Consider the following 15,898-nt stretch of genomic DNA (forward strand, 5'->3'; position numbering starts at 1 on the left):
CGCTTTTTGAGCCATGCCTTCCAAACCCCTTCTTCCAGCCGCGCGCGTGCACTCGGCCGGTGGTCGATGGATTTACGCGGTGGACCAGGCTAGCGCCGCGCCGCGTGCGACCGCACCCCACAGTCATGCGCGCGGGCAGTTGTTCGGAACGGATGTTGGCGTATTGACCGTGCAGACGGGCGCAAGCCGTTGTGTGGTGCCTGCAGCGCAAGCGGTATGGATTCCGCCCGGCGTCACGCACGGTGCGCAAACGCATGGGCCATTCGTCGGCTGGGCCGTCTACCTTGCGCCCGATGCATGCGAAGACTTGCCAGGCGCCCCCTGCACGCTGTCGATGTCTGTGCTGCTGCGCGCCGCCATCGCACGCGCAGCGACGTGGACGGACGCGCCGCTCGATCCCAAGCAGCAGCGCATCGCGGCAGTGATTGCCGATGAAATCCGCGCGCTCACACCGGCGGCCACCGCGTTGCCGATGCCCGTCGACACGCGACTGCGCAAGATCGCCGATGCGCTCATTGCCGATCCTGCCGATACCCGACGCCTGCAGGAATGGGCCGACTGGGCCGCCGTGGCCCCGCGCACGCTCACCCGGCGATTTGCCGGGGAGACGGGCTACGCGTTCGAGACGTGGCGCCACCGGCTGCGCATGATGTGCGCACTGGAACGGCTGGCGGCCGGCGCACCGGTGACAACGGTGGCGCTCGATCTCGGTTACGACAACGTCAGCGCGTTCATCGCGCGGTTTCGCGCAACGTTCGGCATCACGCCGGGCCGATACGCCGCCGGCGGATGCGCCGGGCTCACATTGACTTCTTGACCATCGCGCAAGCCGGCTCCGCCAGCGTATTGAACGCCTGCTCACCCGGAATCGTCTGCACAAGCTTGTAGTAATCCCAGGCCCGCGCCGACTCCGACGGCTTCTTGACCTCGAACAGGTAGATGTCGTGAATCATCATGCCGTCGGCGCGCACGTAGCCGCCCTGGGTGTACATGTCGTCGATCTTCATCGACTTGAGCTTGGCCATCACGCGGTCGGAATCATCCGTGCCGGCTGCCTGCACGGCCTTCAGATAGGTGAGCGTGGCCGAGTAGTCTGCCGCTTGCAGTGCGCTCGGCATCTTCTTGAACTTGGCATAGAACCGTTCGCCGAACTTGCGCGCGGCCTCGCTGGCATTCCAGTACCACGGGTCGATCAGCTGCATGCCCTGGGCGGTCTGCAGGCCCAGCGCGTGGATTTCGTCGATGGTCATGACCAGGCCGACCACGCGCATTTTCTTGTCGAGGCCAAAATCCTTGGCGGCCTTGATGGCGTTGATGGTGTCGCCGCCCGCGTTGGCCAGGGCCACGGCTTGCGCGCCGGAGCTTTGGGCCTGCAGCAGGTAGGACGAGAAGTCGGGCGCACCCAGCGGGTGCCTCGTGCCGCCCACCACCTTGCCGCCACCCGCCGAGATCACGCGGCGCGATTCGGCGTCCATGTCCTTGCCAAAGGCGTAGTCCACTGACAGCAGGTACCACGCGTTCACCCCCTGCTTGCGCAGCGCGCCGATGGTGCCGCGCACGTGGGCGTTCGTGTCGTAGGCGTAATGGACGGTGTACGGCGTGCATTCCTCGTTGGTCAGGCGCGGTGTGCCGCCGCCCAGGTTGACGTACACGCGCTTCTTGTCTGCCGCGATGCGGTTCATGGCCAGACCGGCTGCGGAGTTGGGCCCCGCAAACAGCACGTCCACGCCTTCGCGGTCGATCCACTCGCGCGCCTTGGAGGCAGCCACGTCGGCCTTGTTCTGGTGGTCGGCAGAAAGGATCTCGATGGGCTTGCCCAGCACCTTGCCGCCAAAGTCGGCCACCGCCATGCGGATGGCTTCCAGCCCGCCGGGGCCATCCAGATCGGCATACACGCCCGACATGTCGGTGACGAAGCCGATCTTGACCTTGTCGTCCGAAACCTGGGCGTGGGCAAACGAGGCTGCAATGGCAAGGGCCATCGCAGCCATGGCGCGGCGTGCGGGCATGTGTGTCTCCGGTGTGTTGTGTTGTCTGCGCGTGCTCTGCGGCGCGCGGCATTTGGGAGACATGGTAGCGAGGCCAATCGTGACGAACAGCCTCGCTGGAGGGGACACACTGTCAAAACGGAGTCAACAGTGGCCGCGCCCGGAACCGCCTAGGCGAAACCGTAGAGCTTGACCGGATTGGCGACAAAGATCATCTGCTGCCAATCCGCACGGCCGATCCACGCGGCCATCGTATCGAGCAGCGCGGCATCGTCGGGCTTGTTGGCGCTCTGGGTCGGATGCGGCCAGTCGGTGCCCCAGAGCATCCGCTCCGGCGCCATGTTGATGAAGGCCTTGGCCACGGGTTCGACATCCGCATAAGCGGGCGCACCCGTCCTGGAATCGACGTACGGACCAGACAGCGTGACCCACGTGTTGCCCTTGTCGACCAGGCGCTGTGCGGTGCGCATGGCGTCGGACTGCATGCCGCCCGGCTGTGGCACGTGGGCAATGTGATCGATGACAAGCGGACACGGCAGCGCAAGGAGATGCGGCTCCAGCGCGGGCAACTTCGCGCCTTGCACGACCAGTTCGATGTGCCATCCAAGCGCGCCGATGCGTGACGCCAGCGGTGCGAGCATCTCGACGGTGGTGGCCCCCGGATAGCTCAGGTTGAAGCGGATGGCCCGCACACCTGCGGCGTGCATCTCGGCGAGCTGGGCATCCGTCACGGACGTATCGACCACCGCGACGCCGCGCGCATTGGGCCCGAAACGCCTGAGCGCATCCAGCGTGCAGCGGTTGTCCGTTCCGTACGTCGACGGCGTGACGACCACGTTGCGCTGCACGCCCAGACGCGCCTGCACCTTGCGGTACTGCTCGATGCTCGCGTTGGGCGGCCGCAGCGTGGTGCCTGGGGCGCTCGGGAATCGGTCATCGTAGATGTGCATGTGGCAATCCACGGCGCCGGCCGGCAGCTTGAACGTCGGCGGGGCGCTGCCCGTGGACCACAACTCTTCTGCTTCGGTAAGCCCCGGAACAGCGGCCGCCACGGCACCGGCACCGGCCATCTGCAGGAACCGCCTTCTGCTGAATGCGTGCATGGTCAGGCGGTCTCCGTCTTGCTCAGCACCTGCGCTTCCGGCGTCGAGCGGCTCAACAGCAGCAGCGTCGTCACGCTCACCAGCGTCAGCACGGCCAACGGCATCAGCGCCAGTGCATAGCTGCCGGTGGCTTGCTGGACCCAGCCGTACACATTCACCATCAGGCCGCCGCCGATGAGGTTGGCAATCGCGTTGATGGTGGCAAGGCCCGCAGCGGCTGCGCTGTTCGAGAGCATGCCGGAGGCCAGCGCCCAGAACGGTCCCTTGAACGAGTAGGCCCCGACCAGCACCGCGCACAGCATCACCATGGTCGGCACGAGCGACCCGCTGAGCGACGTGCCGAAGAGGCCCAGGCCGATCAGCAGCATGGGGATGGCGGTGTGCCAGCGGCGCTCCTTCAGGCGGTCGGAGCGGCGGCCCCACAGCACCATCAGCACCGATGCCACGGCATACGGCACCGAGTTCAGCAGCCCCGTCTGCATGACGGTCAACCCGAACGATTTGAGAAGCTGCGGCTGCCATACCGACAGCGTGCTGCCGGCGGCCGATGCGCACACGTCCACCAGCGCGAGGCACAGCACGTAGCGATTGCAGAACAGCTTGAGCAGCGGCATCTGCGCAACCTTCTTCGGCCCGCGCGCTTCACCGGCCAACGTATTCGTGAGCCACTGGCGCTCTTCGTTCGACAGCCATTTGGCTTCCTCGGGCCGATTGGTCAGCACGCGCAAGCAGGCAAAGCCAAGCAGCACCGTGGGGATGCCCTCGAGGATGAACAGCCAATGCCAGCCGCGCAGGCCGGCAACCCCATCCATCTGCAGCAGCGCGGCGGAGAGGGGCGAACCGATGAAGCTTGCCGCCGGGATTGCAACCATGAACGTCGCCACAATGCGCGCACGATGCGTTGCCGGAATCCAGTACGAGAGATACAGCAGCACGCCGGGGAAGAACCCGGCTTCTGCAGCACCGAGGAGGAAGCGCAAGGCATAGAACGAGGCCGGGCCGCTCACCAGCGCCGTGGCCGCCGAGACCAGCCCCCACGTGATCATGATCCGCGCGATCCAGATGCGTGCGCCGTAGCGTTGCAGCGCCAGGTTGCTCGGCACCTCGAAGAAGAAGTACGACACGAAAAAGAGGCTGCTGCCGAAACCGAACACACGGGCCGTCAGCCCGAGGTCATGGTTCATCTGCAGCGAGGCCATGCCCACGTTGCCGCGGTCGATGAAGGCCAGCAGATAGCAGACCATGAGAAACGGCACGAGCCGCCAGACCACCTTGCGAAGGGTCCGCTGCTCGATCTCGGTGACGCCGGTACCGCCGGTCACTTGCATGTGTGTCTCCTGGCGCCGTCGGGTGCTGTGCGGCGCTGTTTGAATGTCTAGGTAGAAAGGTACTGCGATCGCACGATCAGCGTGTTGCGGCTTCACCGGCATCGGCGCCCGGGTCGCCCAGCCAGGCGATGGCCAGTGCGCCAATGATGAGCACAGCCGACACCGCTAGCAGCGGCGCCGTAAAGCCCTGCGAGTACTGCTTGATGGCACCGACCATTGACGGACCGACAAAGCCGCCGAGGTTGCCGACGGAAACGATCAGCGCCAGGCCGCCCGCGGCCGCACGCCCCGTAAGGAAGGTGGATGGAATCGCCCAGAACGTGGCCTGGAACGCCAGGATGCCGCTCACCGTCACGCACAGCGCCGCGAGCTTGAGCGCCGGTGCATCCAAGGCCGTGCTGGCCGCCAGCGCCACCGCTGCAACCACCAGCGCGGCAGCCACATACGGAACGCGGTTCTGCGCGCGGTTCGCCGTGCGGGCCCACCACAGCATGACCACCGCACCCAGCGCATACGGGATGGCCGTCAGCCAGCCGACCACGGTGTGCTCGACGCCAAACTGCTTGATGATCTGCGGCATCCAGAGGCCCACGCCGATGGAGCCGACGATGCCGCAGAAATTGATGAACGCCAGCACGAAGACGCGCCAGTTGGTCATGGCATCGCGCAGGGTCGCGCCGTGCTTGCTGGCGATGTCGCGTTGCTCCATGGCGAGGCGGCGCGCGAGTACGGCCTTCTCATCGTCGGTGAGCCATGTCGCCTTTTCCGGCCGATCCGCGAGCACGAACAGGCACGCGATGCCAAGCAGCACGGCCGGCAGCCCTTCGATCAGCAACAGCCATTGCCAGCTGCGCAGCCCATGCAGGCCGCCGAGTTCGAGCAGCGCGCCGGAAACGGGTGAGCCGATCATGTTCGCCACCGGAATGCCCACCAGGAAGGCAGCCGTCACCTTGGCGCGCCACTTGCCCGGAAACCAGTGCGTGAAGTAGAGGTAGATGCCCGGCGTGAAGCCTGCTTCGGCAAGACCCAGCAGAAAGCGCGCCGCCGCAAAACTCTTGGGCCCGACCACAAACGCCGTGGCCATCGAGAAGATGCCCCACGTAATCATGATCCGCGCGATCCAGATGCGCGCGCCCACCTTCTGCATGATGAGGTTGCTCGGGATCTCGAACAGGAAATACCCGATGAAGAACAGCCCCGCCCCGAACCCGAACTGTTCGGCCGTCAGGCCAATGTCCTTGTTCATGGTGAGCGCGGCAAACCCCACGTTGGTGCGATCAAGATAGCTGATCACATAGCACGCGAAGATGAACGGCAGGATGCGGCGGAACGCCTTGGCCAGCGTGCGTTCGCTCGCCTGGTAGTCCGCATCGGGCAGCGTGGCGGCGGGACGCACATCTGCGCCATGCGCTGGCGTGGTGGCACTCAAGGTCTGGGACATTTGCATGGTCTCCTCCATCGCGCTTCTGTGAGCGCTCAGGGTCGGGTATCGATGAGCTGGGGCTAGGTCGTGGCTTTTGTCTGCTTTGCCCGATGCGGCAGCGGGCCGGCGATGTCCATCTCGGTCTTGAGCACCGTGCCGGACACCGATTCGGTCATGAAGAGCGTCTTCATTTCCGGGCCACCGAAGCACAGGTTCGTGAGCGATGCACCTTCGGGGCTGGTCAAGACCATGTCCGGCTCCGCACGGTGGTTCAGCACCCATGCGCAGCCGAGTCCGGGGTTGGCCACGAACAGCCGCCCCGCCGTGTCGATCGTCAATCCATCCGGGCCGCTCGGGCCGTACGACGTGAAGAACTGGCCGACCTTGCTGACGGAGCCATCGGCCTGTAAGGGCACACGCCACACGCAGTTGCCGCGCGTCATGGCGACGTAGAGCACCTTCTCGTCGGGCGACAGCACAAGCCCGTTGGGGCTGGGGCAGTTGCCGAGCAGCATGTCGAGCCGGCCTTCCGGCGAGAGGCGATAGACGCGCCCCGTCGGGTCTTGCAGCCCGGTCTGCCCCTGGTCGGTGAAGTACAGGTTGCCGCGGGAGTCGAACGTCAGGTCGTTCACGCCCTTGAAGCGCTCGGAGTTGCGGCGCTCAAGATACGGCGTGACTTCGCCACGCTTGATGTCGAGCAGCATCAGCCCGTTGCGGTAGTCGGTGATGAGCAGGTGCGCATCGTCGACGAACTTCATGCCGTTGGGCTCGCCGTCGTATTCGGTCACCAGTTCCCAATCGCCCGCCATCGAGATGCGGAAAACGCGGCCATGCGGGATGTCCGTCACATACAGATGACCGTGGCCGCGGCCGTCCGGACACCACACCGGCCCTTCGAGAAACGAGTCGGTGGCTTGCCCGCCGCGATTGGCGCGTGCCCATTCCGTCTGGACATCGGGCTTGCGGAACTTGGCCGGCATGCGCGTGAAGACTTCAGCTTCACGCACCGCCGGTGGCGAGAGCAGGAACATGGACATCACGCCGCCGTGCGGGCACGTTCCTCGATCACCGCGAGCACATTGGCCGCTGCGCCCTTGCCCATGTTCACGTAGGCCGCATCGCTCACACCGCCGATGTGCGGCGACAGGATGATGTTCGCAACGCCCTGGAATGGGTGCGGCACCGTCATCGGCTCCACGTCGAAGCTGTCGAGCCCTGCTGCACGGACTTGGCCGCTGGCCAGCGCGTCCACCAGCGCGGCTTCGTCAATGAGGCCGCCGCGCGCCGTGTTGACCAGGATCGCGCCGGGCTTGAAGCAGCTGAATGCATCGCGGTTCAGCATCTTGCGGTTCTCGGCGGTCAGCGGGCAGTGCAGCGACACCACATCGGACTGCGCGTACAGCTCGCCAAGGCTCACCAGCTTGACGCCTGCCGGCGCCTCCTTGGCGTACGGGTCGAAGGCGATGACATTCATACCGAACGCCAACCCGATCGTGGCGGCCCGCCGGCCGATCGCACCCAGGCCGACCAAGCCAAGCGTGCAGCCATCCAGCTCGACCGACTTGTGCGTTGCCTTGTCCCAATGTCCGGCACGCATGCGCGCGTCGAGGTGCGGGACAGACTTGGCACACGCCAGGATCAGCGCCCACGCATGTTCGGCCACGGCGGCGGCATTGGCCCCCACTGCAGCACGCACCGCAATGCCACGCGCAGCGGCGGCATCCTGATCGATGACGTCGATACCGCTGCCGTGCTTTGAGATCACCTGCAGGTTGCCGGCGGCCGCGTCCATGATGCGGGCGTTGATCTTGCCGTAGCGCACGATGATCGCCACCGGCTTGTGGCGCGCGCAGAGCGCGACGATGTCGTCTTCGGTGGGCTGCTTGCCGGCAAACACGACTTCAAAATCGCCCAGCATCTCCAGGGCTTGCGGTGCCAGGTCAGCCGCCGTGACGAGCAGGACGGGCTTGGTTGCAGTCGTGCCCATTACAGTGCCTCGCCTTCGGCCAGCATGCCCGCGGCGCGCAGTTCTTTCTCGAGCCAGCCGGGGCGCGTATCGCCCTTGCGGATCGCCGCAATGCGGGCCGCTTCGGCGTCCACCTTTTTCTGTGCGAGCACGAGAATGCGCTCGACGTCGGCACGCGGGATCACGACCACGCCATCTGCGTCGCCCACGACCAGGTCACCCGGGTGCACCGTTGCGCCGGCAGCCGATACCGGCAGGTTCACGCGGCCAGCCACGCTCTTGGTCGGCCCGCACGGGTTCAAGCCGGCAGAAAAGATCGGGAACGTGCCGTGCGCCAGCTCATGCGAATCGCGCACCGCGCCATCGATGACAAACCCGGCAATGCCCGTTGTCTGCGCCTGCGTGGCCATGATCTCGCCGATGAGCGCGCAACTCTGGTCGCCCTTGCCGTCCACCACGATCACATCGCCGGGCTTTGCGACCGCCAGGGCGGCATGGATGGCGAGGTTGTCACCGGGGCGCACCTCCACCGTGACGGCCGGCCCGGCCACTTTCATGGTCGGCGCGAGCGGTTTGACGCGACAGTTCAAGGTGCCGCGGCGGCCGGCAACGTCAGCCAGGATGGCCGCCTGGAAGCGGGCAGCCGCCTCGACCAGCGCGGGCGAAACGCGTTCGATGTCGCGAACGATGGCGGAAGTGTTGTGTGAAAGGGTACTCATGAAAACCTGCCTCAGACTTTGATGTTTTACTGTGTAAAACTGTGGTGTACTCAGTGAAATCACTATAGCGACGGCAAGCGGGGCGATCCACTAGCGTTTACCCTTCCGCTAGATACAACAGCGTTGTACACAGTACAATCTCACCGTTCGAAGTTCGGGGAGTCGGAAAATGGGAAATGACGGCGTTGCCGCAGTAGAAAAGGCGCTGGCCTTGCTGGATTGCTTCAAGCCGGGGGCGGAGGCCCTGTCACTCGCGGCCTTGGCGCAAGCATCGGGCATGCACAAGACCACGGTGTATCGGCTGATGAACTCGCTGGAGCGCATGAGTTATGTCACCCGCTCCGAGTCCGGTGCGTACTCGCTCGGACCGCGCCTGCTGTATCTCGGCAAGCTCTACGAGCAGTCGTTCCACTTGTCTTCCGTGGTGGAGCCGGTGCTGCATGCGCTGGCGGCGGCCACGCGAGAAAGCGCATCGTACTACGTCGTCGATCACGGCCGGCGGCTGTGCCTGTTCCGCGCCGAGCCGTCCGAAGGCCTGCGCGAGACCCGCCTGCCTGGCACGTCGCTGCCGCTGGACGACACTGCCATCAGCCACGTGCTGCGTTATTGGGGGCTGGGTGAAGCGCTGTATGACGGCGTGCCCGAATTACCGCTCTTCACCTCCGGCGCGCGCGACCAGCACACGGCGGCGTTTGCCACGCCCATCTTCGGTTCCGGCGACAAGTTCATGGCGGCGCTGACGCTGTCGGGCGCAGCCTCCCGGCTGGAAGCGGCGCGCACCGCTGGGGATGTCGTCACGAAGCAGTTGCAGGCGGCGTCCGAGCTGTCGCGCAAGCTTGGTGCAAGTGCGGCGTTGTGCGAGCGCTTCTACGGCGGTTGATGGACGCCACGCTCGCGCCTCCGCGCTAAGAGCGCCCGGCGGATTCAGCCGGAGCCTGCGCCGCCGGTTCCGTTTCGGACGGACGCTTCGCATGGCCAATGCGCTGCGCGTGATAGATGCCGGTGTGGCCCGAGAAGAGATAGCTCACCACGCAGGCAATGCCGGCAAACGTGCCGACTTCGGGGCCGAAGAGTTCCATCGCCATCAAGGTCGACGCGATGGGCGTATTGGCGGCGCCCGCAAACACGGCAACGAACCCCAGGCCCGCCAGCAGCGGGAACGGCAGCGGCAGCACGTAGCCCAGCGCATTGCCCAGCGTGGCGCCGATGTAGAACAGCGGCGTGACCTCGCCGCCCTTGAAGCCGGACGCCAGCGTGACGATCGTGAACGCCGCCTTGCCGGCAAAGTCGTACGCCGGCAGCGGAATGTGGAACGCATCCACGATGACCGGAATGCCGAGGCCGAGATATTTGTCCGTCCCCAGCGCCAAGGCCGCCGCCACGACCACGCTGCCGCCCAGCACCGGACGCAGCGGCCCGAAGGCGATGCGATGCTTCAACAGGCGGCTGAGCCGGTGCGTGAGCGCCGCGAATGTCATGCCCGCCAGACCGAAGACGATGCCCGCCACCACGACCAGGCCGATCGCGACGGGCGTGAGATGCGGCACAAACGGAATCGCATACGGCGTGTGGTGCACGCCCAGCAACGGCGGCACCAGGTCGCCCACGATGGCCGCGATGAAGCACGGCAGGATCGCGTCATAGCGCAGACGGCCGATCGCGAGCACCTCCAGCCCGAACACGGCGCCGGCCAGCGGCGTGCCGAACACCGACGCGAAACCCGCGCTGATGCCCGCCATCAGCAAGATGCGCCGGTCCGCCGGGGCCAGCGAGAACAGCCGCGTGAGGTAGTCCGCAAAGCTGCCGCCCATCTGGACGGCCGTGCCTTCGCGCCCGGCAGACCCGCCAAAGAGGTGCGTGACAACGGTGCCCAGCAGGATAAGCGGCGCCATGCGCCTGGGCACGACGCGCTTCGGGTCGTGGATCTCATCGATCAGCAGGTTGTTGCCGCCTTCCACCGAGCGCCCCGTGTAGTGATAGAGCAAGCCGACGGCAAGGCCCGCCACGGGCAGGAACCACAGCAACCAAGGATGGGCCATGCGCGTGTCGGTCGCCCAGTCCAGCGCCAGCAGCAATACCGCGGAGCCCAAGCCCGCAAGCATGCCGACAAGCGCCCCCAATGAGAGCCAGCGCAGCAGATACCCGAACATGAGCAGCGGCTCGGAGCGTGTAACCATTTTCTTCATGATGGCCAGATTCGAAGAACTCAAACCTGAGCGACAGAACGTCGTTTGGGCGTGTGCCTACAACTTCCTTCGTCCAGGAACTTGTAGGCATCATCAGCCGGACGCGTCATCCGCAGCCCGGCGGTTAAGGGAGGCATGCCATCTCCGCAAGGCTCAAGATTGTGCCCGAAGCCAGTTGCTGCCACAACCGGGAACGCTCACCCGCGCCGCCCATAAAAAAGCCCGCCCGGGCATCGCGCCTGGGCGGGCTTTTCCGGCGTCAGGGGTGCCGCCTACTGCCGCAAACCCTTCACGCGGTCTGCGGTGATATCGGCGGGTTGCCCGCCAAAGCTCGTCCGCAGGTAGTTGGCCAAATCGGCCAGTTCCGTATCGCTCATCTGCGCAAAGCCCGGCATCTCCTGCATGGCTTCCGTGCCCGGGAAGCGCTGCGCTTCAATGCCGTCGAGCATGGAGACGATCAGGTTATGCGCGTCGGCATTGCGCACCGTGGCGTTGCCCAGCATCGGCACGGCCACATGGGGCTTGCCTTCGCCGTCGCGGCCATGGCAACCGGCGCAGACGGCGAGGTAATGCGCGCGTCCGGCCTTGAGCTGATCGACATTCTCAGGCGTGGCGGCCACCGGCTTGAGCGGCTGCGGCGCAGGCGCCTTGTCGCCCAGCAGATACGTCGTCAGTGCCGCCACATCGGCCTGACTGAGGTACTGCGTGCTCAGGTGGACGACCGGGTACATCTCGCCAAACGCCGAGCCTTGCGGCGCGATGCCCACACTGAAGAACGTCTGCAGGTCGTTCTGCGTCCAACCCCGTGATGCCAGACCGGCAGGTGTGATATCCGGCGCGACCACACGGCCCAGCGCCGCACCGGCAAGCGGTTTGCCGGCATCGAGCTGACCGGCAAACCCGCGCGGGCTGTGGCATTCCGCACAGTGGCCCAGCGCGTTGGCCAGATACCGGCCACGCTGCCACGCTGCTGGGTTGCCCACCGATGCATCGGGCAGCGCGTTCTTCAGGAAGAACACGTTCCAGCCCGCCATGGCGATGCGGATGTTGTACGGAAAGCGCAACTCATGCTCGCGGTTGGCAACGGCAGCCGGCTTCACCTGCTGCATCAGGTAGGCGTACATCGCATCGGTATCGCCGCGCGACAGGCCGCGATACGACGTGTACGGCATCGCCGGATACAGGTGCTTGTCGGGCGTCACGCCGTCGTGCAGCGCCTTGTAGAAATCGTCCGCGCTCCACTTGCCGATGCCCTGTTCCTTGTCGGGCGTGATGTTCGTGCCGTAGAAGGTGCCGAACGGCGAGGCCAGCGCCACGCCGCCCGCAAACGGCGCGCCGTCCTTGGCGGTGTGGCAGGCTGCGCAGTCGGCCGCGCGCACGAGGGCGCGGCCGCGATTGATCAGGTCGGCGCCGGTCAGCTTGGCCGGGGGCGGCTGGTCGGCGGCGGGCGGGATATCGGCGGAGCGGTCACCGCAGGCAGACAACGCCGCGGCGGCCAGCAGCGGCAGCAGCGCCTTTCGCGTCCATTGAGCCAAGTGCATCAGTTCAGCCATGGCCATCACTTGCCGTCCTTGACGAGCCCGGGCGTGCTGAGGACAACGTCCTTCACGGCCTCGAAGTAGCGCACGTAGCCGGTGCAGCGGCAGATGTGGTCGTTCAGCGCTTCGGTGATCGTCTCGTCAAGCTTGTCGCGCGCGACCGGCTCGCGTTTAAGGCGCTCCACCAGCACCGTCGCCCCGTTGACGAAGCCCGGCGTGCAATAGCCGCACTGAAAGCTGAAGTGCTCCAGGAACTTCTGCTGCACGAGCGTGAGCGACACCACCTCGCCTTTCTCATCGCGCTTGGCGTGCCCTTCCACCGTGCGCACCTTCTTGTTCTGGAAGAAATGCGCGCCGGTAATGCACGTACGCACTTCTTCGCTGGTGCCGTCCGGCTTGTCGAGGATGACCGTGCAGGCGCGGCACACGCCCTGCCCGCAGCCGAGCCTTGAGCCGGTCAGGCCGGCGTATTCGTGCAGGAAGTCGATCATCATCAGGCCCTCGGGCACTTGCGTGGGGCCGACATCCTTGCCGTTGATATGAACGGTGAGCGGTTGTGTCGTGATGGTCGTGATGGTCGTGTCGCTCATGCCAGTACCTCCTGAATCTTTTCCGCGGTCACTGGCAGGCTGGTGAAGCGGTGTCCGATGGCATGCGCGATGCCGTTCACAATGGCGCCCACCACCGGGATCATCACCACTTCGGCAATGCCCTTGGGCGGATCGGTTTCCGACACCGGCGGCAGCACCGTGCCGGTCTGCGTCCACACGGCCACGTCTTTCGCACGCGGCAGGTGGTAGCGGTTGAAGTTCCACGTGCCGTTGCCTGGGCCATCTTCGTACAGCGGCAGCGCTTCATGCAGCGCGTGGCCGATGCCCATGGCGAGCCCGCCCTGCAATTGCCCCGACACCAGCTGCGGCGAGATCTGCGTGCCGCACTCCATGATCGTGTGGTGCGACAGCAGATCGACCTTGCCGCTCGCTTCGTGCACCGACAGTTCGACCAGCGTGCCCACCGCGCTGTAATACGTGACCGACGCGTTGTTACGCTGCGTAGGCGCGATGAAGACCTTCTTGCGGTCCAGCACGTGATACCCGCCCGGCGTGGTCATCCTGGCCTTGCGCGCCGCGTCGGCCCCGTCGCCGTAGCGCACGGACAAGCCGTCGATCGGCACGCGCGTGGCTGCGCCGTTGACTTCGAAATCGGCCTCCGACCATTGCCAGCGGTTGAACACGTGCACCACCGCGCCCGTCACCAGGCCCAGCTCGTGCGCCTTCTTGACAATCTGCTCGTAGGGCAGCGCCTCCAGGCCACCGGCCGTGAGCTTGCCGTCGACCCAGCGCGCGTCTTCCACGCGCACCACGAGCGACGCCGCCTGGCCGCCGCCGATGCCCTGGCTCCAGATCGCCATCGCCGCCGGCCACAGGCCATGCATGAAGACGATGCGCGCCGCCTCACGCGTGCTGTGCGTGAAGTAATACGCCGAGTTGGTCGCGCTGGACGGCGACGCATATGCCGGAGACCAGCGCGGGTTGGCCGATGCCTTGTCCTGATCGGCCTGGCTCATGAGGTACGGGTCGCCGCTGGTGACAACGGGCAGGTCCGCCCAGTCCGTCACCGCCACGCGCACTTCCGCTGCGGGGCGGCCCAGCCAGCGTGCCACGGCCACGGCTTGCGAGGTCGACATGCCGGTGCCGATTTCCGCTGCCACGTGGTGCAGCGTGATCTGCCCATCGGCGCGGATTTCCACCTTGGCGAACGACGCCTCGGCGCCCGTGCCGAAATCCTTCTGCACGCACGCAAACCCAACGCCGTAGCGCTTGCCAGGGTTGGCTGCTTCAAACTCGGCCTTCTTCTTCGCGCGATTCACCCACAGCGGATGCACCTTGGCCGCCTGCAGCACTTCATCCACGCGGATGGCGCCGGCGGGAATCGCGCCCTGCGTGTTCTTCATGCCCGAACGCAGCGCATTCTTCAGGCGGAACTCGATCGGGTCCAGCTTCAATTGCTCGGCAAACTCGTCGACCATCACTTCGGTCGCGGCCATGCTCTGGAGCGTGCCGTAGCCGCGCGCCGAGCCCGCGTCGATGGCGCGGGAGGCAATCGCCACGGCAGTCAGGTCGTTCTTCGGGAAGTAGTAGATCGACTGCGCGGCCGTTGCGCCCACCATCGCGACGGACGGCGAGAAATTGGCACGCCCGCCGCCGTTGGCCTCGAAGTGACCCTGGAACGATTGGAACAGGCCGGTCTTTCTGTCCACCGCGATGCGGTACCGCATCTTGAATGCGTGCCGCTTGATGGAAGTCTGGAACTGCTCGTAGCGGTCATTCGCCAGACGCACCGGCTTGCCGTCGGCATACAGCGCCGTCACCAGGCCGTAGAACGGGAAGTTGTAATGGTCTTTCGAGCCGTAGCCGACCGTGTAGCACGGATGCACGATCACCTGCTTCACCGGGAACGCACCGCGGGCCTTGGCGATCATCTCGGCCGCGCTCTCGCCCACCTCTACCGGACTTTGCGTGGGCACGATCATATGCAAGGTCTGCGTGGTGCTGTCGTACCAGCAGTTGGCGTTGTCGTTTTCCAGCGCGGCGGTATCGACCGATTGCGTGTTGTACTCGCGTTCGAGCACCAGCCAGTCCGCAGGCGGTTTGTCGAGTTCTGCGGCGATCTGGTTGGCGTAGAAGATGCCCTGCTCGCCCAGCTTGCCGTGATCCACGCCGTCGGGCCACACGGGCTCGTGCTTGCGCATCATGCTCGGAAAGATCGGCGCGTTCTTCAGGCTGGAGAACACGTCATCGTCATACGGCCCTGCGCCGCCCACGCGCACAAAGCGGAAGGTGCCCCATGGATCGCGCTCGAGCGGCCCCATCTGCGCGCCGTAGCGGATGATCTTGTCCTGGAACTTGAGCTTGTCTTTCGCAAAACGGAAGCGCGCGAAGTCGTGATAGATCAGGATGGCGACGGCGTGGCCCAGGTAGGCGGGCGTCTTGCCGGTGGGCAGCAGCATGTCGTCGCCGTAGAACGCAGGGAAGGCGACGCCATCGCGCGCCAGGTCGTCTGCGGTCACCACACGATCGGGCTTGAGCGCGTCGCCGAGCAGGCTCAGGTCGAAACCTTCGTACGTGCGATCGGCCAGCGTGGTGCGCAGGATGAACGCGTGCGACTGCTGCTGCGGCCAGTGCGGCATGTCGCGCGAGCGGATGTCACGTGCGAAGACCTTGTCGCCCGTCACCTTGGCAATGCCGTCGATGCGGAACTTGGGCGTGCCTGTCTTCGGGTCCCACTGGACAGGCGTGAGGATCTTTTCTTCAAACAGGGCCGCAAATGCGCGGCCGCCCAGCGGTGCGATGACCACCGAGACGCCAGCCACGACGGTCGCTTTGAGAAAAGCGCGGCGTGACGGATGGGTAAGCGGCATGAATTCTTCCTCGAGGGGAGGATGATGTGGGGAAAGAGGAGGCGGCCAGGTGCGGGGGTTGCAAGCGGCTGCGCCTCTTTCGATTTTGGTTCGCGCGTTGCCGCAAAACAAGGCGAAGGCGTGAATACCCGTTATTCGGGGCCCGTTATCTGCCTTGGCATGATCTTGTGCATGCGCAGCATATCGGCCTCATCGCTCGCACCGCCGGGGCCCGTGTTGTCCAATT

At 65.6% G+C, this 15,898-nt stretch carries 13 protein-coding genes and 1 riboswitch; of the genes, 2 read left to right on the forward strand and 11 right to left on the reverse strand.

Annotation, left to right across the window (positions count from 1 at the left end):
* The first annotated feature begins 13 nt into the window (after positions 1-13).
* Complete coding sequence (locus ABIC76_RS03250) at positions 14-817, forward strand: AraC family transcriptional regulator (protein ID WP_354532951.1); 804 nt, start codon at positions 14-16, stop codon at positions 815-817.
* On the opposite strand, the gene ABIC76_RS03255 is transcribed toward ABIC76_RS03250, so the two are convergent.
* From ABIC76_RS03255 to ABIC76_RS03285, 7 genes are all read right to left on the reverse strand, one after another.
* The gene (locus tag ABIC76_RS03255) at positions 801-2,009 is read right to left on the reverse strand and encodes an ABC transporter substrate-binding protein (RefSeq protein WP_354532952.1); all 1,209 of its coding nucleotides are present in this window, start codon (positions 2,007-2,009) and stop codon (positions 801-803) included. The two genes, ABIC76_RS03250 and ABIC76_RS03255, sit on opposite strands and share 17 nt — an antisense overlap.
* 149 nt (positions 2,010-2,158) lie before the next feature.
* Complete coding sequence (locus ABIC76_RS03260) at positions 2,159-3,091, reverse strand: amidohydrolase family protein (protein WP_354532953.1); 933 nt, start codon at positions 3,089-3,091, stop codon at positions 2,159-2,161.
* A 2-nt stretch (positions 3,092-3,093) separates the two neighbouring features.
* Positions 3,094-4,419 carry an MFS transporter gene (locus tag ABIC76_RS03265; protein ID WP_354532954.1) on the reverse strand — a complete coding sequence of 442 codons (1,326 nt, stop codon included), beginning with the start codon at positions 4,417-4,419 and terminating at the stop codon, positions 3,094-3,096.
* Positions 4,420-4,495: 76 nt separating this feature from the next.
* Positions 4,496-5,866, reverse strand: a complete 1,371-nt coding sequence (locus ABIC76_RS03270) for an MFS transporter (RefSeq protein WP_502947832.1) — start codon at positions 5,864-5,866, stop codon at positions 4,496-4,498.
* A 56-nt stretch (positions 5,867-5,922) separates the two neighbouring features.
* Positions 5,923-6,873, reverse strand: a complete 951-nt coding sequence (locus ABIC76_RS03275) for an SMP-30/gluconolactonase/LRE family protein (RefSeq protein WP_354533535.1) — start codon at positions 6,871-6,873, stop codon at positions 5,923-5,925.
* Between the two features lie 5 nt (positions 6,874-6,878).
* The gene (locus tag ABIC76_RS03280; protein WP_354532956.1) at positions 6,879-7,829 is read right to left on the reverse strand and encodes an NAD(P)-dependent oxidoreductase; all 951 of its coding nucleotides are present in this window, start codon (positions 7,827-7,829) and stop codon (positions 6,879-6,881) included.
* Complete coding sequence (locus ABIC76_RS03285) at positions 7,829-8,527, reverse strand: RraA family protein (RefSeq protein WP_102065904.1); 699 nt, start codon at positions 8,525-8,527, stop codon at positions 7,829-7,831. The genes ABIC76_RS03280 and ABIC76_RS03285 overlap by 1 nt, the downstream gene beginning before the upstream one ends.
* Before the next feature lie 169 nt (positions 8,528-8,696).
* Between ABIC76_RS03285 and ABIC76_RS03290 the strand changes: the two genes are divergently transcribed.
* A complete protein-coding gene (locus ABIC76_RS03290; protein ID WP_354532957.1) occupies positions 8,697-9,407 on the forward strand; it encodes an IclR family transcriptional regulator in 711 nt (236 codons plus the stop codon).
* A 25-nt stretch (positions 9,408-9,432) separates the two neighbouring features.
* Here ABIC76_RS03290 and ABIC76_RS03295 read toward each other — a convergent pair whose 3' ends face one another.
* From ABIC76_RS03295 to ABIC76_RS03310, 4 genes are all read right to left on the reverse strand, one after another.
* Positions 9,433-10,713, reverse strand: coding sequence for a voltage-gated chloride channel family protein (locus ABIC76_RS03295; RefSeq protein WP_354532958.1), 1,281 nt, complete (start codon positions 10,711-10,713; stop codon positions 9,433-9,435).
* A 77-nt stretch (positions 10,714-10,790) separates the two neighbouring features.
* A riboswitch (Fluoride riboswitch) is annotated at positions 10,791-10,868 on the reverse strand.
* A gap of 117 nt (positions 10,869-10,985) precedes the next feature.
* Positions 10,986-12,254 (reverse strand): c-type cytochrome, encoded by a 1,269-nt coding sequence (locus ABIC76_RS03300; RefSeq protein WP_502947846.1) that lies wholly within the window; start codon positions 12,252-12,254, stop codon positions 10,986-10,988.
* Between the two features lie 17 nt (positions 12,255-12,271).
* Positions 12,272-12,841 carry a (2Fe-2S)-binding protein gene (locus ABIC76_RS03305; RefSeq protein ID WP_102065901.1) on the reverse strand — a complete coding sequence of 190 codons (570 nt, stop codon included), beginning with the start codon at positions 12,839-12,841 and terminating at the stop codon, positions 12,272-12,274.
* Positions 12,838-15,672 (reverse strand): xanthine dehydrogenase family protein molybdopterin-binding subunit, encoded by a 2,835-nt coding sequence (locus tag ABIC76_RS03310; RefSeq protein ID WP_354532960.1) that lies wholly within the window; start codon positions 15,670-15,672, stop codon positions 12,838-12,840. Before ABIC76_RS03310 ends, ABIC76_RS03305 begins: the two co-directional genes overlap by 4 nt.
* Between the last annotated feature and the right edge of the window lie 226 nt (positions 15,673-15,898).

The organism is Ralstonia sp. 1138, from assembly GCF_040544795.1.
Lineage (GTDB): Bacteria > Pseudomonadota > Gammaproteobacteria > Burkholderiales > Burkholderiaceae > Ralstonia > Ralstonia flatus.